This is a genomic window from Clostridium gasigenes, assembly GCF_017348895.1.
GTDB lineage: Bacteria > Bacillota > Clostridia > Clostridiales > Clostridiaceae > Clostridium > Clostridium gasigenes.
On sequence record NZ_CP071376.1, the window covers coordinates 2,592,486 to 2,613,237 of the forward strand.

Genomic DNA, 20,752 nt, shown 5'->3' on the forward strand with positions numbered 1-20,752 from the left:
AGTAGAAATTATAAAATTTAAGGCGATAGATATTATAGATATGTATTGCCTTGATTTTTTAGTGACGAATAATTGTAAAGGCATTATACAGAATTATAAATGATTTGAAATTAAAAAGAATATATTTCTAGTTTTGGGTTGAATTATTTTAATGAAGAAATAGCAGTATATTTATTAAGAAAATGTATATAAAAAGATGTGAGTAGATTATAATTATACTAGTGGAAATTTTAAATAAGAGTAGGGTTGGATATAAAATGTGTAAATATAAATTAGTAGATCTATTTGCAGGAGCCGGTGGATTAAGTTATGGATTTCTGCAAACAGGAAGATTTAAGGTTGAAATGGCAGTAGAAATAAATGAAAGTGCACAAAATACTTATAGAAAAAATCACGATAATGAAAAAGTGGAAATAAAGGGTAATATACTAAATGTTGATTTTGCAGATGTAAAAAAAATATATGGGGATATTGATTTTGTCATAGGGGGGCCACCGTGTCAAGGTTTTTCAAACGCCAATAGACAAAAATCAACACTTATATCAAATAACAACAAATTAGTAAAAGAATATATTAGAGCGATAGAAGATCTAAGCCCAAGAGGATTTATTTTAGAAAATGTTAAAACTATGGATTCGGATAAACATAAATTTTATTTAGCAAAGGGTGAAGAAAAAGATAGTATAATTGATGCGTTAGAAAAAAAAGAAGAGCATGTTCAAGTGGCAACTAATAGTTATATAATAAAAGAGAATAAGGATATAATATATAATTTTTATAATAATAGACTTGATATCAGCTTATATTTAATTGAATATGAGATATTAATATTTATAAAAAATATAGCTAAAGCAAAAGATATAAACAAGTATATGGATAAAAATAAAAAGAGTTGGAAACTATCGATAATAGAGTGGAATAAATACCACTGCGAGTATTTTAGTGAAAAATATAAGAACATATTTAGTAGGTTATTCTACGGATTGGAGCAAAAAGATTGGGATGAGGTAAGAATACTTAGTGCGGAAGTGCTCAATGTTCAAAATGTTTTATATAAATTGAAAGAAGTTATTGATAATAATATAGTGGTTAGTAATTTTGATTTAGATGGTGATGCAGTTATATTTGAGTTAATAAGTTATAATATTTTCAAATATGTTAAGAGTAAGTTAGTTTCATTGGGTTATAAAGTAGATAATTACATCCTTAATGCAGCTGATTATGGAGTAGCTCAGCAACGTAATAGATTAATAATAATCGGGATTAAGAATGAATTATTAAATGGAAGAGATATAGAGGAACCTAAGAAAATTTATACTCAAGAAAAGTATATGAAAATTGGAGATGCAATTAAGGATTTAGAGGGATATAAATATTCATTTAAAGTAAATGAATATAGTAGGCTTAAGCGAGTTGAAAATATTGAATATGGTATTTTAAACGGGTATTTAGCGGATTCTAGAATTATACCTAACATGGTGATTACAGAAACTACAAAAGTTGCTATGGAGAGATTTAAGGCTTTAAAGCCAGGTGAAAATTTTCATAGTTTAGCAGATTCTTTAAAGACTACATATACGGAACCATCAAGAACTCAAAGTTCGGTTTATAAAAGGTTAGATTATAATACAACATGTGGAACTGTCACAAATGTAAGGAAAGCTATGTGGATTCATCCAGAGAAGAACCGAGCTTTATCGGTGAGGGAGGCGGCTAGATTACAGTCGTTCCCAGATAGTTTTGAATTTCTTGGTACGAAGGATCAACAATATCAACAAATAGGAAATGCAGTGCCACCAATGCTAGCAAGAGTAATAGCGGAAACTGTATTAAGTCTTATTGGAGATGAGCCTGAAGAATGGCTAAAAGATAAATTACATAAAAAAACAGAAAATTGAGTCTGTTATTTTAGATAAAGAAGAAATTCAACAGTCTATAATGGTGTAAAAGAGGTGTTTTTAATGGCTTATATTTCATTAGATAATATAAAAAAAGGTGATCGCGAGTCCGGAAGTAAGCATGGAGAAGTTAGAGCGGAATACAATATATTTAGCACTAAAGATGGAGAAAAACTACTTCAGATAGATACAATGGGATCTGCAAGTAGACAGATTCAAGATAAGGTTAGTCAATCTATACAAATTGATAATGAAGTTCTAAGAAAAATCTATAGTGAAATAAACTTGGATGATAAAATTATAGCGAAGAAGTTTGATAATAAACTAGTGGATAATACAAGTAAAGAAGTTACAGAGTGTATTAATAAATATATAAAATCCAGAGGATTTATATACAATGATAAAGATTTAAACAACTTCTACATATCACTTAAAACAAAGCCTTTTGTTATTTTAGCTGGTGTTAGTGGAACTGGTAAATCAAAGCTTGTTAAGCTCTTCGCTAATGCCATTGGTGCAACTTCTGAAAATGAGCAATATAATATTATTTCTGTCAAACCTGATTGGAATGATAGTACTGAGTTATTTGGATATAAGAACATTAATGATGAGTTTGTTCCTGGGAAATTAACTGAAATTATTTCAAGAGCTTCTAGTTCTGAAAATGTTAATAAGCCTTATTTTATTTGTTTAGATGAAATGAACTTAGCTAGGGTTGAATATTATCTAAGTGAGTATTTAAGCATTATTGAATCAAGAGAATTTAAAGATGGTGAAATAGTTACTGATTTATTATTTTCAAAGGATTATTTACCAAAGGAAAGTAAGTATTATGATTTAAGAATACCAGAAAATATTTATATTATAGGTACTGTAAATATGGATGATACAACTTTTGCGTTTAGTAGAAAGGTACTTGATAGAGCTAATACTATAGAATTTTCAGATGTAGATTTAGATTCTTTAGATTTTGAGGAAGAAGAGTGTGAACCTATAGCAGTTGATAATAGTTTTTTTAAAACAAGTTTCTTAAATATTAAGGAAGCTTTAGTTGCTGATGATAACTTTGTTAGGGAAATTAATAAAAAGGTAAAAGAGATAAATGCAATTTTAAAAACAGGAAATAAAAATTTTGGATATAGAGTTAGAGATGAAATTGTATTTTATATGTTGGAAAATAAAATATGTGAGTTATTAAATGAGGATATAGCTTTTGATTACCAAATAATGCAAAAGATATTGCCGACTATATCTGGAAGCGAATCTATTATTAAGGGGATTTTAATTGATTTATTTAATTATTGTATTGAAGGTGAGAAGGTTTCAGGTAATGGAGATTATATGAATGATTGTGAAACTAAGTTAAAAGCAGAAAATATTAAGTATAAAAAAAGTGCTGAAAAAATACTTATGATGTTAAGGGGATACCAAGATGGGTTTACTTCATTCTGGGCATAGTAAACTTTTAGAGTTAAGTTGCAATGAATTTTCATTAACATTTACTGGCGAAAGCGGGAATAAGAAATCAACAGATTTAAATATAAATAAATATACCCCAGCAGAACTTAGAATAACTTCAACATACATAAATAAAATTGTTGTGAAAACTCTTTCTAATCATGGACAACTAGTAGAGAATAGCGGATGTATAATGAAGCCCTGCTTTTATGAAGATGGAAGTTATCAATTAATACTAGAACTTAAAGATGAAGGTGATTATGAATTATTTCATATGGGTGTTAACTTAAATGATAAATTTCAGAAAATAAGTAAATGTTATTTTGGAATAGTTGATTTTTCTTCTGATATTGGGTTATCAAATTTTCTAATTACTAAAGATGGACAAACTATTTTATCTATAGATATAGAAGTTTTTCCTTCTAAAATTGATTATAGAAAAGATTATGAAGAAATTATGAGAGAGATAAATGAAGAAATATATTCATTAGCATTTGGTCTTATAGGTAAGACTTATTTAGAAACTAATTTGGTAGATACAAATTATCAAACTAATGCAGAGTTTATTAATATTTTAAAATGTATATTTAATGGTTTAGAAAGATCTATTAAGAGAGTTATAGCTAATCCTAAACATAATGTAGAAACAGTTGAATCTTTAAGGTGTATAGAAAAATCTAAATCGCCTTCAAGAAATACTATTTCATATCTTAGACGTCATCCGAATGCTCTTGAAAAAAATGATAATGGATTTATTAGAGGAAGAGATGGTAATTATTCTGCAACAATGGTAGTTGATAAAAGGAAAATAACTACCATAGATATATATGAAAACAGATTTGTAAAATATATGATAACTAATATTATTAGAAGACTAAAGGTCATTGAAAATACCGTTACTAAGGTTACCGATGGTAAAAGTGAGTATATTAATTTTTTAAGAGAAAAGAGAATCATATTAGAAAAACATATAAAGTATAACTTTAGTAATATTAGTGATATTACTGGAAAAAAAACTATGAGTTTAGTGTTTCAAATGGCTCCAGGATATAAGGAGATTTACAAAAAATATATTATGCTAAGTAAGGGATTGGCTTTAGGGGATGGAATTTATCAAATGACGCCTAAGAAGTTATACTCTCTTTATGAAATCTGGTGTTATATGAAGATACATCATATTCTTAGTGATTTAGGTTATGAAGTGCAAGAGTATGGAATTTTAAGATATAAGGATAATGGATTGTATTTAAATCTTCAACAAGATTCGGAAGCTAAGATGATATATTCAAATAGTAAGAATAGATTAGAATTATGGTATAACAAATCTTATACATCTCCAACTACAAATCAAAGACCAGACACTGTACTTTGCATTAAGAATTTAAATAATGAAGATGATAATAGAATTTATATTTTTGATGCTAAATATAGGATAAACGTTGATGATATGGGAATAGTAGGACCCCTTGAAGAGGATATAAATGTAATGCATAGATATAGAGATGCAATAGTATCTAAACTTAGTAATAAGATTCAGTTTAAATATGATACTTTTGGAGCATATGTAATGTTCCCTTATGGAGATGAAGAGAAGTTTAAAGAACATGATTTTTATAAAAGTATAGAAGAGGTTAATATAGGAGCTTTTCCTATGTTGCCAGGAAGTACTAAGTTAATTACGAGGCAACTAGAAAAGATAATAGAGCAGTCATCATTAGAAGCAAGAAGTGATAGAGTTGTAATAGATGAATACGATGAAGGTGGAAAGTTTAAGCATGAAAATGTAATTATAGCAAATGTTAAGGATAGAAATCATTTTAAGTCTTATAAAGAAAATAAGTTTTATCATATACCAATATCAAGCTTATCAAAACTTAGACCAAATGTTGAATATTTAGCATTTTACCAACCTAAGGGTAATGGTAATAACAATGATAAATTTTCAGAAGACGGCGGAGTAAGATATTATGGTAAGATTAAATCTTGCAAAGAATATAATAGAGAAGAATGTGTTGAAATAAAATCAAGACCAGGCACCGAGAAAAAGAAATATTTAAGAATAGAATTAGAAGAAATAAAAGAAACTACTAAAATAGAACCAATTCAATATGGCACAAGGCTTATAAGCTACACAACAATGTATTTACTTAAAAAAGCAGAAAATACACATGAACTTAAACTTGGAAGCAGCTTAGAACTTGAAGTTTATAAAATAATGAAGAAAATCTCAAAAGCTAAAAAAGTTGAAATTAAGAAAATTAGTAGTAAAGCTAAAAACGATGAGGAGGAAATAATTAAGGAATATTCAATAGGTGACATAAACATAAAAATAGATGGTGCAATCATAAAAGTAGAAAACAAAGAAATTGCTTTTGGTAAGTTTGAAAATGAGTTATATAATATTAATAAAGCATAGAGGTGAACATATGAATGATGTTAAAGCAAGAGCAAGAAAATTTAGAGATGATAGAGATTGGTCACAATTTCATACACCGGAGAACATAGCTAAGGCAATTAACATTGAAGCTGGTGAGCTTCTTGAACATTTCCTTTGGGATAACAAGTTTGATAAGGAAGAGGTATCAGATGAACTTGCTGATGTAATGGTATATTGCCTACATATGGCGGATTGTTTAGGTGTAGATATAGAAGATATTATAAATAAGAAAATGGATAAGAATGAAGCTAAATACCCAGTTGATAAGGCAAAGGGAACTAGCAAAAAGTACACAGAACTATGAGCTTAAACGATATATTTTAAAGCAAGGAAAATTCAATAAGGCAAATATTAATTAAGGAAGTGCATTTGTACTTCCTTAATATGAGTAAAAGAATAAATTTTCAATTATATAATGGGCATTAACAAAAAAACATATTATATAATTAGATGATTTTGTAGTAAATATGTAACCTCATATCTGGTGCTTTATATGGATATAAAGCACCAGATTAATGAATCTAGTATAAAGTAAATAAGTACAAATATAATAGATAGTGCTATAATAAGTATAGATAATGAAAAGGATTTCTTTGAATAAGTTAGAAAAGCAACTATAAAATTTTTTGAAAATAAATAATTATATAGGAGGCTAAATTAAATGTGGGTTAGAGTACAAAATAAAGAGATTTTAATAGATGTAAAAATTATTTTTATAAACAAAGGTATAACTAAGAAATCAAAGGGTATTATTAGAGCATCTGCTATAAATTCAGTAGAAGATACTATTTTAGGTCAGTATGAGAGTATAGAAGAAGCCAAAATAATATTTGAAGATATACAAAATAATCTAGTTGAAGGTAAGAGGGTATATATAATGCCATGAAAAACTAACTAAGTGTATTTATATTTTGTGAGTAAGGAGGGCGTGCAATGGAGATATTATTTTGGAATATAGCAGGAGAATATAATAAAGATACATGGATATTTCAGATTGCTATTTTTTTAATAGAGCTGTTTATTATATTTTTGATATATAAAAAACCATCAAAAACTATAATTTTATGTGAAAAAATCTTTTTGGCTATATATTTTACATGGATTGCAGTAGTTTATTTTATTTTGCATGGTTCATCTGAATTTAATAATCTATTAAACGCAATTCCTTTTGGAATTATAGCATTATTATGGATTGTTGATATATTTGTAAATAAAGTTAAATTTACAAGAAACAAGAGGTATGACAAAATAGTCAGTATACTTTATATTATATGGTTCACTTTTCCTATTTTTAGTTTTCTGATAGGAAGAGAATGGCCAAAAATGTTTGGTATAGTTTTTCCTTGTAATTTAATTACTTTTACATTAATTCTTTTGATTTCTTATTCAAAAAATGTAAATTACATTTTACTTATAATATTGATAGCATTAGCAGTTCCTGGTGGATTTATTAATGTATTTGAATTTGGAGTATGGGAAGATATTATTATGATTTTTGTTGGTATTGTTGCAACTGTAATTTTTAGTAAAATTATATTTGAAAACCATCAATGTAAAAGAGAGAGTAAGAAAATTTAGAGATGATAGGGATTGGTCACAATTTCATACACCGGAAAACATAGCTAAGGCAAAGGGAACTAGCAAAAAGTACACAGAACTATAAGATTAAACCATATATTTTAAAGCAAGGAAAATTCAATAAGGCAAATATTAATTAAGGAAGTGCATTTGTACTTCCTTAATATGAGTAAAAGAATAAATTTTCAATTATACAATAGGCATTAACAAAAAAAATATATGATATAATTAATGAAAATAATAACCTGAAAAAAATTAGTAGGAGATAATTAAAATGAGAAAAGAAGCAAACTAAAAAAATATTAGTAAGGGATATGCACATTTTTAGTATATTAATGGATGTGTGCAAAAAAATGAAAGTAGAGTTAATAATAAAGGGAAATTTAAAAGTAATAGATGATTTTGTTGATAAGTCAATGATGATAGAAACAACAAATAAGTTAATAAATAGAGCCAATAATTATTTATGTATAGCAAGACCAAGAAGATTTGGGAAATCATCAGTTGCTAGTATATTAGCTTCTTATTATTCAAAAACGGTGCAGTCAATACTACATGATATTCATAATTCTGAAATTCCAATACTTAAGTATAGTGATGAAAATAGTTTGTCATGCGTGTTAACTCTTGCTTATCTTGCAGCTAGAGATACCTATAGAGTAGAACGTGAAGAAAAGTCGGGGAAAGGATATTCTGATTTTTCATTCCATCCAAGAAGAAAAAATGATATTCCTGTATGTGCAGTTTATGCTGACGGTTATAATGGCTATATTTACGCTTTAGCTGACAAAGAAAATAACAGATTTATTTATGTTGAAATTAATTTTTGTAATTATTTCTCAGACATTAACTATGAAGATATAATTGATGAAGAATATCTTCCAATAGATTTTGATGCGAAATCAGGAAATTCAACTAGGCAAGCATTTGAGAATGGAGAGTTATAAATATATAGATTGGTTTAAAAAGGTATGGGGGAAGATTTATGCATGAATTTGAGTTTATTAAAAATAAGACTATAGGTATAGTATATGATATTACAATTGGATTTTTATCTGTTGTTGCAGTGTTTGTTGTTATATTGCAGTTTAATGGTAATTTAAATGATTATCAAATGAAAATTTTAAGTTATTTCGATAATGCAGTGTATATAATGTTTTTATTGGATGGTATGGCTAAATGTTTTTTAGCCACTGATTTTAAGAAATTTATTATGAGTAATAAAATAGATTATTTAGCACTAATTCCATTTCAATTTCTAGTAGCTGGAAATTTGGGAAGTATATTTAAGCTTTTAAGAGTAGTAACATATTTTCTAAGAATAATCGATAATATGAAGGTTTTTCTATTTACAACTGGTTTCTTTCAAATTATTGTTGGAACTGGAGTAATAACATTTTTTGGATCTTTAGCATTATACTTTTTTGAAAAGAGTGGAGAAACGATATCTACATATGGAGATGCTTTGTGGCTTAGTTTGGTAACGTTAACTACAGTTGGTTACGGGGATATTAGTCCTAAAACAACAGCCGGAAGAGTAGTTGCAATTATATTAATGTTAACGGGTATAGGATTTTTATCAATGCTTACATCAACTATTTCTTCTTATTTAATTTCAATGAGGGATAATAGAGAATATATATATATAAAAGAAGAAGATAAGGTATTTATTGAAATTACAGATTTATCAGAAGATAAAAAGGATAAACTAATGAGTTATTATAAATTTCTAAAAGAAAATTAATCATAACTGGGGGTGCTAAGTGATGAAAAAGCAATAATAATTATAATGAACGTGCTTTTTAGCCACTTTTACTTAAGGCATTGTAAAAATCAAAGATACCAGTCTATTATTTATTTTATTATGCCTAAATAAAACAATAAAGGAAGTACAAAAGTACTTCCTTTATTTATATGAAAAATAAGTTCCATAATTAATCTTGACGAATTAAATATTCATTACCATCTTGGTCATTAAATTTAAACATACTTCCATAAGGCATTTTCATTAGTTCCCCTACTTCAACATTATTTTCTTTTAATTCATCATAGGTTTTATCAATGTCATTTGTACTAAGTATTATAGATGGATGACCTAAATTTATTTTTGGATTTTGAGCTGCCATCATATTTTTGTCATACAAAACAAATGTAGTAAATTCATTTTCACTAGGACCTACTTCTAACCATTTCATAGCTGGACCCATTTGTTGTTCAAACTTAACTACAAAGTTTAATTTTTCAACCCAAAACTTTTTAGCTTCATCTTGGTCATTAACATATAAAGTTATTTTACCTATATTGTTTATCAATTTAATCACTCCTTTTTTAAAATGTATATTTATTATGTATATATTATTCTGGATTTGTCAATACATTGAGTAGGTTATGTTTAAAATACAAATGTAAAAATAACACATAGGGTTGTAAAGATTGAAGGAGCAAATGATATTTCATATGTAACTAAGGGCGATAATAACTCTGTAGAAGATCTATATAAAGTTAGTGACTCTTTTTTTTATTTAGTGTAACAAGAATAATATGTATAAAGTATATTGTTATATATCAATATAATTGGAGCTAATATGAAATCTGTAGTAAGAAAATTAAAAAAGAGAATGCGTAGACAATCACCACCGCCAATGCCTAAAATTGTTGAAGTAGATTATAAATGGGCAAGCCCACTAAGTTACACGCTGAAACCTACTATGATAGTATACCATCACACAGCAGAAGATAACTTAACGCCTGAGAGGATAAATGAACTTCATAAGGCAAGAGGATGGGCAGGTATAGGATATCATTTCTACATTAGAAAAGATGGTACAATTTATAGAGGAAGACCAGAAAATGCAATAGGAGCTCATGCACCTAGCGTTAATTCTAAAGCATTAGGTATTGCTTTAGAAGGGAACTTCAATGAGGAATTTGTCACTAAAGAGCAAGAAGATAGCCTAATTGCATTATCTAAATATTTAGTAAATAAATATAATATAAAGGATATAAAACGACATAAGGATGTAACTAACACTGAGTGTCCTGGAAAAAACTTTCCTTTTAAAGAAATTAAAGATGCGTTAAAACTATAAACTTGTACAAGTGAGGTAAATCCGTTAAAAAAGAAGGTTGTCTAGTAGATTAGACAACCCTCTTTTGTTTTCCACAATAATAAATTCTAAATGAAAGTTATTATTATATATTATAGTAAAGTAGATTTGTTAGATTCTAATTTATCAAGTTTTTTGTTATTCATATACATATAAAATGATGCACCAAAAATTATAATATAACCAATAAAACTTAAATAATCAGGTAAAACCCCAAATAGTATAACACTGATTATTGCAGAGAAAATTATATTTGAATAGTCAAATATAGATATTTCTTTTGCAGCTGCATACTTATATGCAATAGTTATACCAAATTGACCTACACTTGCAAATATACCTGCTAGAACTAGATATAATAATTGGACTTTAGTCATAGCTGTGTATGAGGCTAACATGAATGGAAATATTACAATAGTAGAAAATAGTGAAAAATAAAATACTATTGTATAATGCTTTTCTTTCCCCCCTAAACTTCTAAGGCAAGTGTAAGCAGCTGCTGCAGAAATAGCACCTATAACACCGGCTAAAGATGGCATAATTTCTAAGTTAAAGGATGGTTTTATTATAAATAATGTTCCTAAAAAAGCTATTATTATTGCTATAATTTGTTTGGAGTTTATCTTTTCACTTAAAAACAAGGCAGAAAATATTATTACAAAAAATGGACTTAATTTATTTAACATATTTGCATCTGATAAGACTAGCCTATCTATTGAATAAAAGTTCAAAACAATACCTATTGTGCCAAAGGTTGATCTTAATATTAACAACTTTTGATTTTCTTTTTTTCCAAAGAAGCTTTCTTTATGTTTTATTATAAAAATCAATGCAACTAGGCAAGAAACTAAATTTCTGAAGAATGTCTTTTGGAAGGTTGGTAAATCCCCAGAAAGTTTAATAAAAGCGGACATCATTGCAAAACCAAAGGCTGAAATTATAATGAAATATATTCCTTTATTTCTATTACTTAAATTATTAAATTTCATATCTATCTCCTTTATTTAATCTAATGGATGTAATTATACACCTTTTAGGTGCTTAGTAGTTCACCTTATAATAATTAACACCTAATAAATAATATTATATATTATATTTTATGAAAATAATAATAGAGTGGGAATAATTTCTATTGTGGTAATTATAATTGTAGTTAATTTTGCATTAGGATATTTAGCAATGAATCTTTTTGATAATTTAAATTAGCACCAAAATACCAGAACTTCAAAGGTTTGTATATATTTAATATTGTTTAAGAGTAAAGTGAAATATTCTAAGTTATAATTACGAATATACATTGAAACCAAGAAAGTACTTTCAGTTTTAATAGGAGGAAATATAAATGGTAGGTAAGGAGAATTTCCTTAAACAGTTGAAAAAGAAAAATCCTAAAGCATTAGAATATGTAATAGATACCTATTCTAATGGAATTTTTAAGGTAGCATATGGAGTTTTAAATAATAGACAGCTTAGTGAAGAATGTCTAAATGATGTGTTTCTAAAGATTTGGGATAATATACATTATTTCAACAGAGAAGAGGACAAGTTCTGTGGTTGGATACTAACAATAGCAAAGTACACTGCCATAGATATTTTAAGAAAAGAGGTTAAGCATTCAAAGTCAATAGATATATCAGAAATAAATATTGGAGAAGAGCAGTGCTTAGAATCTAAAATAGAAGACAAAGATAAGTTAAGGGCAGTAACAAAGGAAATAAATTTAATGAAGGATATAGATAAAGAGATATTCCAAAGAAAGTTTTATCTGGATCAATCAAGCAAAAGTGTAAGTGAAAAAATGGGGTTATCTGATAAATTTATTAATTTAAGAATATTTAGGGGTAGAAAAAAGCTACTAGCTAAATTCAATAATGAGGAGTGATAATATGGATCCTAAAAAGATTTTAGATAATATTGATAATTTAGATATAAATGATATAGAAATGTCAGATATAGATATAACAGAAATTGAAAATGAAAGAGTTAAAAAGAATGTTAAAGCTACTATTGCAAATAGAGAAATTAGTAAGGAGAATGGAAATAATAATTATAGAAGATATGTAGTGGCTGCAACTTTAATAATTACTATTTTAATAGGTCTAACACCAAGGGTAAGTGCAGAAATAAAGAAAATAATATTTAGCTTTAATAATCCAGGAGTTGAGGCCGCTGTAGATAGTGGATATGTTCAAAGTATAGATGAGGTAGCCATGTCTAATGAAGATATGGATATAAAACTAGAAAATATTATGATAGATAAGAGTAAAATTGCTTTAGACTTTTTTATAACTTTTAAAGATGAAGAGATACTTAAGATGTCGGAAGGTAGCTCTAATGCAAAAATAGAATTATATGATGAAAATGATAATATAATTGTAAAAGAAGGGGTTGTAGGAATCTTTGGTGGTTCTAAGGTTAATTTAGAAAAAATATCAGATTCAGAAAACACTGCAAGGTTGAAAGTTTTATTAAGTTCAAGTGTAGCTAGGATTCCTAAAATAGATAGGCTAAAGGTTAAATTTAATTCTATAATGATTAGGGAGAAGATTAATATGGATAGATATGATAAAGATTTAAATTGGAGTTTCGAAATAGATGTTGATGATAAATTTAAAGAAACATCTACTACAGAGTATAGCTATGAAAATAATAATTCAAATATAAAGATTAATAAGGTAGAGGTTCTACCAACAGGCGTACATTTAGAATATGAATACTTCCCAGTAGGTCATTATGAGAATATAGTACACTATTCAGAAGTAGTAGCAGAGGATGGAAGAAGATATAAGCTAAGTGATGGAGCAAGTGGGAAAACGGGAGACAATGGTGAGTATATTATATCAGGGGTATTTAATGGTATTTCCTCTTTTGAAAATATAGAAAAGTTTACACTTGAGATACCAACTCCAGATAAGGAAAAAATAGATAAAATAGAATTTATAAAAAATAAATAATTTAGGTAATAAAATCTCATGGGATAAATTAAATCCTATGAGATTTTTTTATACTTAATTAATTCTAAAGCTGGATATTCAATTTTGGTCATATTAAATTAATTATAGCATAATCAACTTTATTATTCTCTATTCTTATTTTATCATTATATACGGTAATAATCCGTTAATGTTTGTAACCACTGAAAATAAAGGGTTAATAATTTTATGTTAAATATTTGAAATTTATATTAGTATTCTATATAATTTAATAAGGACATACCTGTAGAATATGATTAAATATTAAGTATAAAATTTGAAGGAGTGATAGGGGATGGATAGGCATTTTACAGTTTCCATATTTATAGTATATAAAGATAAAGTATTATTACATTTGCATAAAAAGGCTAAAAAAATACTTCCTTTAGGTGGACATATCGAATTGAATGAATTGCCAGAAGAGGCATGTATTCGTGAAGCACAAGAAGAATCAGGATTAAAAATAAATCTATATAATCCAATAAATAACCAACTTAAGGATTCGTGCGAATTGGTAGGAGAAAAATTGTTAATAAATCCTATGTACACAATTTTCGGTGAAATAAATCCAGAACATTATCATATAGACTTTGTTTATTATGCAACTGCAAAATCTTTTGATACAATATCAGGAGATGGGGAATCTAATTTGCTCAAATGGTATAATAAAGAAGATTTGAAAAACGCATCTGACGTTCAGCATAATATTTTGACAATGGCTAATGAATCGTTAGAATTATTAGCAGAAAGATAGAGTTATTGGTAAATTATTACATGATTTTCGTATATAGAGAATAAATTAATAAAAATAAGTAGCAGAAGTTATTATATTATAACTCCTGCTATTTTATTTGCTATTATATTAAGTTTTTAGCCTATAAGTAATATCTATTTAGTGATTTTTTTAGTATTAAAATAGAATGCGGATATACGGACTACTATTGTAATAATTACACTAATAGCTAAGAATAAGAAACCAATGGGTATTAAGAAAAATGGTTCTACAAGAGTGCCATCTGCAGCTACTTCAGATCCTATGATTTCAAATGTTATAAAACAAACCACCCCTATAATAAATGGTATTAATGCTAAAATATATTTTTTCATGTTAACCTCCTTAAAAAATGTTTTCTGTAGTAGTTAAGTGATTGCTTAGTTAACTACTAAATATATAATAACATATATTTTATTGTTTATCAATAAAATATTTATATAAAATAATAATAATATGCCTTAATTCAATATTGAAGAATGTGGAAATTATGTCTGCGTTCTTAATTTTGATATTGGCTGCATTTATAAAATTTTGGAAATATATTTTTGAATACTGAAAAATTAGCAGAATTAACAGGGATGTTGATGGAATACTTCGCTATATAACACTTAGTGGGTAAAAAGTCAATATTATTATCATAAAAGGTGCATTTTTAGGCATAAAAAGAATATTAAAGGAAAAATGAAAATTATTTCCGTTTAATGCATGGTTTTGTATGTTTAGAGGAAAAGCTATTTCTTTAATTTGAGTATTATGAGAATATGTAATTGTAAATAGCTGAATAATTAGGTTAAATGTGTAATGAATAGGAAGGAGAAAAAATAATATGATGACATTAGAATTAGATTCAAAAGAGGTTGATTTAGAACAAAAGGATTCTTTGAAAAAATATTTTGGACAAGGTATATACCTTTATATCGATGGTAAAAGGTATATAGATTGTGCATCAGGTACTTTTAATTTATCACTTGGCTATTCTGCTGAAGAAATTATTGAAGCTGTAGATAAGCAATTACATAGATGTGCACATCTTTCATCTGCTTTTACTCAAGAAAAATCAAAAGAAATTTTCGAATTATTAAGGGAGTTTCTACCAGAGCAAATTAATGATTTTTGGTTTAGAGATATAATTGGTTCTACAGCAAATGAATGTGCCATTAGAATTGCACAAAAAGCAACTGGGAAATCAGATATTATGTCTTTATTTTTTTCACATCATGGACAAAGTACTTTAACTACGGAAATATCTGGAAATGCTTTCCGTAGAAAAAGCTTTTCATTCGCTCAAGTAAATAGTATAAAGATACCTGCTCCTGATTGTTTTAATTGTTTTTATTCACAATCAAAAGAAGACTGTGATTTTTTATGTGCAAGTAGAATGGAAGAATTTATTGATTGTGCATCAAGTGGGCAGGTAGCTGCATTTATTATAGAACCAATACTAGGGAATGGAGGTAACATAGTTCCGGATCCTAGATACTTTAAGAAGATAAGAGAAATCTGTGATAAGCATGGTATTTTGATTATTGCAGATGAAGTTCAAACTTGTTTTGGAAGAACTGGATCTTTTTTTGCTACTAATGGTTTTGCAAAAGACCTAAGGCCAGATATTATAACCTTTGCAAAAGGAGCAGGTGGAATTGGTATTCCTGTTGCTGGTGTTTTAATGAGAAAAGAACTTAATATTTTAGAATCATGGGAACATTCAACAACATCAGGAGCAAATCCATTAGCACTTGCTGCAATTGAGGCAACAATTAAGTATATAAAAAAATATAATATTTTAGACAATGTTAATAAACAATCACAATTATTAGAAGATGGTTTAAAAAATCTTGCAAAAAAATATCCCTTTATCTTTAATGTTAAAGGAATGGGATTAATGTTTGCATTTGATTTTGCAAATAGAAAAAATGTAGATTTATTTATGGAGGTTGCAAAGGAACAAGGCTTGATTCTTAGAGCCAGCCGTTATAGCTTTGGCCTTTCAATAAAGGTTAGACCACCATTAATAGTAACTGAAAATGAAATATATAAAATTTTGGAAAAACTTGAATCGTCATTGATTCAATTTTGTGAGGAGAAAGAAAAATGCGAGCTTTAAAATATAATGGTACATGGGATGTTTCACTTGAACAAGTAGAGGATCTTCATGTTATTAATCCAAATGATGTCGTAATTGATATTAAATATTGTGGAATATGTGGTACTGATGTAGGTATAATTTCAGGGGCTTATCCTGTAGCAGTAAAAGGTGTTACTCTTGGACATGAAGCAGCTGGTATTATAGCTGAAATTGGAAAAGATGTAACAAACGTAAAAGTAGGTGACAGAGTAGCAATAAATCCAACTTATTACTGTGGTAAATGTCGTATGTGTGAAACTTTGAGAATAAATCATTGTGAGAATAAGATTGGTACAGAAAGTGGTGTAAGTTATGATGGTACTTATGCAGATCGTTATCGTACTACATCAGATTTCGTATATAAAATTCCAGATAATGTGTCTATGAAAGCTATAACTTTAACAGAACCATTAAGTTGTGTAATTACAGGAGTACGTAAAATCCAACCTTCATCAATGAGTTTATATACCTTTGTTTTTGGTGCTGGAACAATGGGAATTCTTTATACATGGGCTTTATCTTTAAAAGGTCTTGTTCCAGTAGTTATTGAAACATCAAAAGCACGACTTGAATATGCAAAAAATTGTCTTCCAGAAGGAGTAAAGATATATAGTTCACTTGAAGAAGCAAGAATAAATTATTTTAATGATGAAAAAGCTCCATTAGATATTGTAGTAGATACTACATCTGGATTATTAGAAACACTATATCCTCAAATGTCTTGTGATGGAATCTATATGAGCATTGGTTTAAAAGATAAATATACTAAGATAAATGTTAGAGAATTAGCAGATAAAAGTTTATCAATAATTGGATCAATAGATTCTTTACATGGTTCATTTTTAGAAGCATTCCATCTTATTACAAAGAATGTCATTCCTGCTGAAAAGTTAGTAAGTCATGTAATTCCACTAGAAAATTATAAAGAAGCATTTTCAATTTTAGGTTGTGATATTGATTCAAAATCTATGACTGAACCTAAAGAAAAAAATGCAAAAATTATAATAGAGTGTTAATAGAGAGGAGTAATTATGATAAAGGGAATAATATTTGATATAGATGGGATAATTATTGACAGTGAACCCTTGCATATGAAAGCTTTAAATGAATCAATAAAAAGACAATTAACTAACTGTATAGATGTTGAAGAAGATAAGTTAATAGGACTAACTCTTGATGAAACTATTGAAAAATTTGGTATATCAGATAATAAACATGAAGAAATAAAAGATTCTACTATAAGGTATTATATAGAGAATTTGAGTACAGAGTTAATTAGACAAGATATGAAAAATTTATGGATGGCATTAATTAAAAAAGATATCAAATTTGGTTGTGTATCTACGGCTGAGATGAAGATTTGTGAGGCAAATATTAACCTTCTAGGATTAAATGATAAAATAAAGGTACCTATTGTTGCTTTAGAAAGTGTAGAAAAATCTAAACCTCATCCATTACCATATCTGACAATGCTAGATATGCTTAATTTAAATGCAGATGAAGTGATAGTTTTAGAAGATTCTGATATAGGCATAAGTGCTGCTGTATCAGCGGGAATTAGCAACGTTTATGCTTGGCCTCATAAGTTATCCTCTTCTCAAAAATATAATAAAGCTAAAAAGGTTATTGCTAATTTACATGATGTAGAATTTTTTGATAATATAATGGACTGAAAATTTGTGTATGTGTAATTTTTTATAAAATTCGGCGTGTTTCAAATTGACCTTACACTTTTTTGAACCTCTATTAGGATTATATTAATGTTATAATTAAGAAGAGATGTATTATTATAGAGGAGTGAGGTATGGTTTATGGAAAATTTATATTCTTTAATAAATGATAAAATAAAAGAAAATAATAAGGTGTTAATTGGTATTAGTGGTATTAGCAAAAGTGGTAAAACTACTTTTGCTAATAAGCTAAAGGGATTATATCAATCTAATTATAGTGTTTATGTAATTTCTTTAGATGAAAATCAAGATGTATTAAATGAGTCTGTTGATAATATTAATCCATCTAAGTATTATTATGAAAATGCCTACGATTTTGGCACAATAAAAAATGAAATTGAAGAAGCTTTTAAAAATAACGATGTAGTTATAGTCGAGGGATTATTAATATTTAAGAACACTGTAAATATTAATTTTGACATAAAAGTATGGTTGGATTGTACTTTTACATCATCAATAGAAAGAAGTAGTGAAGATAGAAAAGAACTATATGAAGACTATTTCATGTGGCTTCAAAGACAACATTTTTCCATAGATAATCCAAAGGGTAAGGCAGATATAATAATAAAAAATGATAAAGTATTAGAAAATGAGTCAGAAGTTTTAGTTGATTTCATAAATAATCCTTCATCAGTAAATAAGATGAAATGGTTATATGAACCAACAACATGGGAAGTAAGAAAAAATGGGATTTATGTAGAATCTGATAAAATAACTGATTTTTGGCAAAGAACTCATTATGGTTTCAGAAATGATAATGCTCACATGTTGTATATGGAAACTGAAAAGGACTTTACTATGACAACAAAGATTAAATTTAATCCAGTTAATCAATTTGACCAATGTGGATTAGTAGTAAGAATAGATGAAGATAATTGGTTAAAAACTTCTATAGAATATGAACGCGGTAATCCACCAAAGTTAGGTGCCGTTGTAACTAATTTAGGATATTCAGATTGGTCTACTGAAGAATTAGATAAACAAGTAGATGAAGCTGAATTTAGAATTAGTCGAGAGGGAAAAGATTATAAAATAGAGGTTAATGTTCTAAATAGAGGATGGAAACAACTAAGGATTTGCCATCTTCATAGCTCAAAAAAAATCGTTAAGTGTGGAATATACTGTTGTAGTCCTATTGATAATGGCTATAAAGTGTTGTTTACAGATATAAAGGTAAAAGAGGAGTATTTCTAAATACAGTTTAATTTTCAGTAAGGGAGGGATTTAACTGTTGCAATAAATCTACAATACTTATAGATTTTTATAGTTTATTGGCAATGGTGAAACAATATGAAGTTTACTTATAAGCATACATTATACGCAAGTTATTTAGGTTATATTACGCAAGCAATTATAAATAATTTAGCACCTTTGCTTTTTTTAACTTTTCAAAAAGAATTTGATATTTCATTAGAAAGCATTGGTATATTAATAGCTCTGAATTTTGGTATTCAAATTATAACAGATATATTGGCTGCAAAATTTATTGATAAAATTGGTTATAGGATATCCATAGTGGGAGCACATATTCTATGCCTAATAGGTTTGGTGTCAATGGGGATTTTACCATATTTATTTACAAATGCATATGTAGGACTAGTTATTGCAATTAGCATTAATGCAGTTGGAGGTGGACTTATAGAAGTATTAATAAGTCCAATTGTACAAGCACTTCCAGGTGATGAGAAGGAGTCTGCTATGAATATGCTCCACTCTTTTTATTGTTGGGGACACGTTATAGTTGTTTTACTAACAACTATTTATTTTAATGTGGCCGGAACTGAAAACTGGATATATTTACCTATGATATGGGGTATTGTACCATTGTTTAATATGGTTCTATTTTTGAAGGTACCCCTTCGGATCCTGGTAGAGGAGGAGGTAAGAATTCCATTCAAAAAATTATTTGCAGCTCAAATTTTTTGGATGTTTATAATTCTTATGATATGCGCAGGAGCATCTGAACAAGCTATGGCTCAATGGGCATCTTTGTTTGCTGAGTCTGGTCTTGGAGTATCTAAATCAATGGGGAATTTGTTAGGAACTTGTGCATTTGCAATTCTAATGGGGACGGCAAGAGTTTTCTATGGAATAAAGGGTTCAAAAATTAATATGAAAAAGGCATTAGTATTTAGTAGTATACTGTGTGTTCTAAGTTATCTATTAGCAGTGTTTTCAACAATTCCACTGGTATCACTTATTGGGTGTGCATTGTGTGGATTGTCAGTAGGTATCATGTGGCCAGGAGTATTTAGTTTAAGTGCAAAGTACTATCCCAAAGGAGGGACAGTAATGTTTGCAGTTTTAGCTTTGGCGGGCGATGTTGGGTGCTCAGCTGGACCAGGTCTTGTTGGATTTGTATCCAATAGTGTTGAAAAAGGTAAGCTGATATTTTCTAACTCTTGGTTTTACAGTACAAACATTACAGAAATAGGTTTAAAAACAGGATTAATGTTTGTTATTATATTTCCTGTAATTATGTTATTTAGCATTATATCGCTAAATAAAAAAAATGTGCAAATTAGTGATAGTATACCCGATATTGAAAAGAATTTATCTAATTAATAACTTGCTAGAATGAAGAGAAATCTATTAATTTAGGTTTCTCTTTTTTATTTATTCTCTTAAATAATTTAATTTTTACACGAATCCTTGCCTTACTCCTTGTTAAC

Annotated in this window: 19 protein-coding genes and 2 pseudogenes; 18 read left to right on the top strand and 3 right to left on the bottom strand. The window is 27.8% G+C overall.

The window, feature by feature from the left end:
- Positions 1 to 257: 257 nt before the first annotated feature.
- The 9 genes and pseudogenes from J1C67_RS12090 to J1C67_RS12125 all read left to right on the top strand — a co-directional run bounded on the left by J1C67_RS12090 (position 258) and on the right by J1C67_RS12125 (position 9,115).
- Positions 258 to 1,898: a DNA cytosine methyltransferase gene (locus J1C67_RS12090; RefSeq protein ID WP_167866532.1), complete on the top strand. Its 1,641-nt coding sequence runs from the start codon at positions 258 to 260 to the stop codon at positions 1,896 to 1,898.
- Positions 1,899 to 1,961: 63 nt separating this feature from the next.
- Entirely contained in the window at positions 1,962 to 3,356 is a 1,395-nt protein-coding gene (locus J1C67_RS12095; protein WP_167866533.1) for an McrB family protein, read from the top strand.
- On the top strand, positions 3,331 to 5,772 hold the full coding sequence (locus J1C67_RS12100) for a DUF2357 domain-containing protein (protein ID WP_167866534.1): 2,442 nt from the start codon (positions 3,331 to 3,333) through the stop codon (positions 5,770 to 5,772). The genes J1C67_RS12095 and J1C67_RS12100 overlap by 26 nt, the downstream gene beginning before the upstream one ends.
- A gap of 10 nt (positions 5,773 to 5,782) precedes the next feature.
- Positions 5,783 to 6,097, top strand: coding sequence for a nucleotide pyrophosphohydrolase (locus J1C67_RS12105; protein WP_167866535.1), 315 nt, complete (start codon positions 5,783 to 5,785; stop codon positions 6,095 to 6,097).
- Between the two features lie 357 nt (positions 6,098 to 6,454).
- Positions 6,455 to 6,679 carry a hypothetical protein gene (locus J1C67_RS12110; RefSeq protein ID WP_167866536.1) on the top strand — a complete coding sequence of 75 codons (225 nt, stop codon included), beginning with the start codon at positions 6,455 to 6,457 and terminating at the stop codon, positions 6,677 to 6,679.
- 47 nt (positions 6,680 to 6,726) lie between these two features.
- Positions 6,727 to 7,371 (top strand): DUF6064 family protein, encoded by a 645-nt coding sequence (locus J1C67_RS12115; protein ID WP_167866537.1) that lies wholly within the window; start codon positions 6,727 to 6,729, stop codon positions 7,369 to 7,371.
- 353 nt (positions 7,372 to 7,724) lie between these two features.
- A pseudogene (locus tag J1C67_RS19715) lies at positions 7,725 to 7,901 on the top strand (AAA family ATPase); the annotation flags it as partial.
- An 18-nt stretch (positions 7,902 to 7,919) separates the two neighbouring features.
- Positions 7,920 to 8,318: pseudogene (locus J1C67_RS12120) on the top strand (hypothetical protein); the annotation flags it as partial.
- 38 nt (positions 8,319 to 8,356) lie between these two features.
- Complete coding sequence (locus J1C67_RS12125; protein ID WP_167866539.1) at positions 8,357 to 9,115, top strand: potassium channel family protein; 759 nt, start codon at positions 8,357 to 8,359, stop codon at positions 9,113 to 9,115.
- Between the two features lie 190 nt (positions 9,116 to 9,305).
- On the opposite strand, the gene J1C67_RS12130 is transcribed toward J1C67_RS12125, so the two are convergent.
- Positions 9,306 to 9,692 (bottom strand): VOC family protein, encoded by a 387-nt coding sequence (locus tag J1C67_RS12130; protein WP_341479223.1) that lies wholly within the window; start codon positions 9,690 to 9,692, stop codon positions 9,306 to 9,308.
- 264 nt (positions 9,693 to 9,956) lie between these two features.
- Between J1C67_RS12130 and J1C67_RS12135 the strand changes: the two genes are divergently transcribed.
- On the top strand, positions 9,957 to 10,460 hold the full coding sequence (locus tag J1C67_RS12135; protein WP_167866541.1) for a peptidoglycan recognition protein family protein: 504 nt from the start codon (positions 9,957 to 9,959) through the stop codon (positions 10,458 to 10,460).
- Between the two features lie 110 nt (positions 10,461 to 10,570).
- Here the strand turns inward: J1C67_RS12135 and J1C67_RS12140 are convergent, their stop codons facing one another.
- Complete coding sequence (locus J1C67_RS12140; RefSeq protein WP_167866542.1) at positions 10,571 to 11,467, bottom strand: DMT family transporter; 897 nt, start codon at positions 11,465 to 11,467, stop codon at positions 10,571 to 10,573.
- Positions 11,468 to 11,820: 353 nt separating this feature from the next.
- On the opposite strand from J1C67_RS12140, the gene J1C67_RS12145 reads away from it, so the two are divergent.
- The 3 genes from J1C67_RS12145 to J1C67_RS12155 all read left to right on the top strand — a co-directional run bounded on the left by J1C67_RS12145 (position 11,821) and on the right by J1C67_RS12155 (position 14,204).
- Positions 11,821 to 12,360 carry a sigma-70 family RNA polymerase sigma factor gene (locus J1C67_RS12145; protein ID WP_167866543.1) on the top strand — a complete coding sequence of 180 codons (540 nt, stop codon included), beginning with the start codon at positions 11,821 to 11,823 and terminating at the stop codon, positions 12,358 to 12,360.
- A 4-nt stretch (positions 12,361 to 12,364) separates the two neighbouring features.
- Complete coding sequence (locus tag J1C67_RS12150) at positions 12,365 to 13,432, top strand: DUF4179 domain-containing protein (RefSeq protein ID WP_167866544.1); 1,068 nt, start codon at positions 12,365 to 12,367, stop codon at positions 13,430 to 13,432.
- Positions 13,433 to 13,745: 313 nt separating this feature from the next.
- Entirely contained in the window at positions 13,746 to 14,204 is a 459-nt protein-coding gene (locus J1C67_RS12155) for an NUDIX hydrolase (protein WP_167866545.1), read from the top strand.
- Positions 14,205 to 14,338: 134 nt separating this feature from the next.
- Here J1C67_RS12155 and J1C67_RS12160 read toward each other — a convergent pair whose 3' ends face one another.
- The gene (locus tag J1C67_RS12160; RefSeq protein ID WP_167866546.1) at positions 14,339 to 14,557 is read right to left on the bottom strand and encodes a DUF3955 domain-containing protein; all 219 of its coding nucleotides are present in this window, start codon (positions 14,555 to 14,557) and stop codon (positions 14,339 to 14,341) included.
- Positions 14,558 to 15,051: 494 nt separating this feature from the next.
- Between J1C67_RS12160 and J1C67_RS12165 the strand changes: the two genes are divergently transcribed.
- The 5 genes from J1C67_RS12165 to J1C67_RS12185 all read left to right on the top strand — a co-directional run bounded on the left by J1C67_RS12165 (position 15,052) and on the right by J1C67_RS12185 (position 20,645).
- Positions 15,052 to 16,329, top strand: a complete 1,278-nt coding sequence (locus J1C67_RS12165) for an aspartate aminotransferase family protein (protein WP_167866547.1) — start codon at positions 15,052 to 15,054, stop codon at positions 16,327 to 16,329.
- The gene (locus J1C67_RS12170; protein ID WP_167866548.1) at positions 16,317 to 17,366 is read left to right on the top strand and encodes a zinc-dependent alcohol dehydrogenase; all 1,050 of its coding nucleotides are present in this window, start codon (positions 16,317 to 16,319) and stop codon (positions 17,364 to 17,366) included. Before J1C67_RS12165 ends, J1C67_RS12170 begins: the two co-directional genes overlap by 13 nt.
- A gap of 15 nt (positions 17,367 to 17,381) precedes the next feature.
- Entirely contained in the window at positions 17,382 to 18,023 is a 642-nt protein-coding gene (locus J1C67_RS12175; protein WP_167866549.1) for an HAD family hydrolase, read from the top strand.
- Positions 18,024 to 18,161: 138 nt separating this feature from the next.
- Entirely contained in the window at positions 18,162 to 19,274 is a 1,113-nt protein-coding gene (locus J1C67_RS12180) for a DUF1349 domain-containing protein (protein WP_167866550.1), read from the top strand.
- Between the two features lie 96 nt (positions 19,275 to 19,370).
- The gene (locus tag J1C67_RS12185; protein ID WP_167866551.1) at positions 19,371 to 20,645 is read left to right on the top strand and encodes an MFS transporter; all 1,275 of its coding nucleotides are present in this window, start codon (positions 19,371 to 19,373) and stop codon (positions 20,643 to 20,645) included.
- Positions 20,646 to 20,752: the final 107 nt, after the last annotated feature.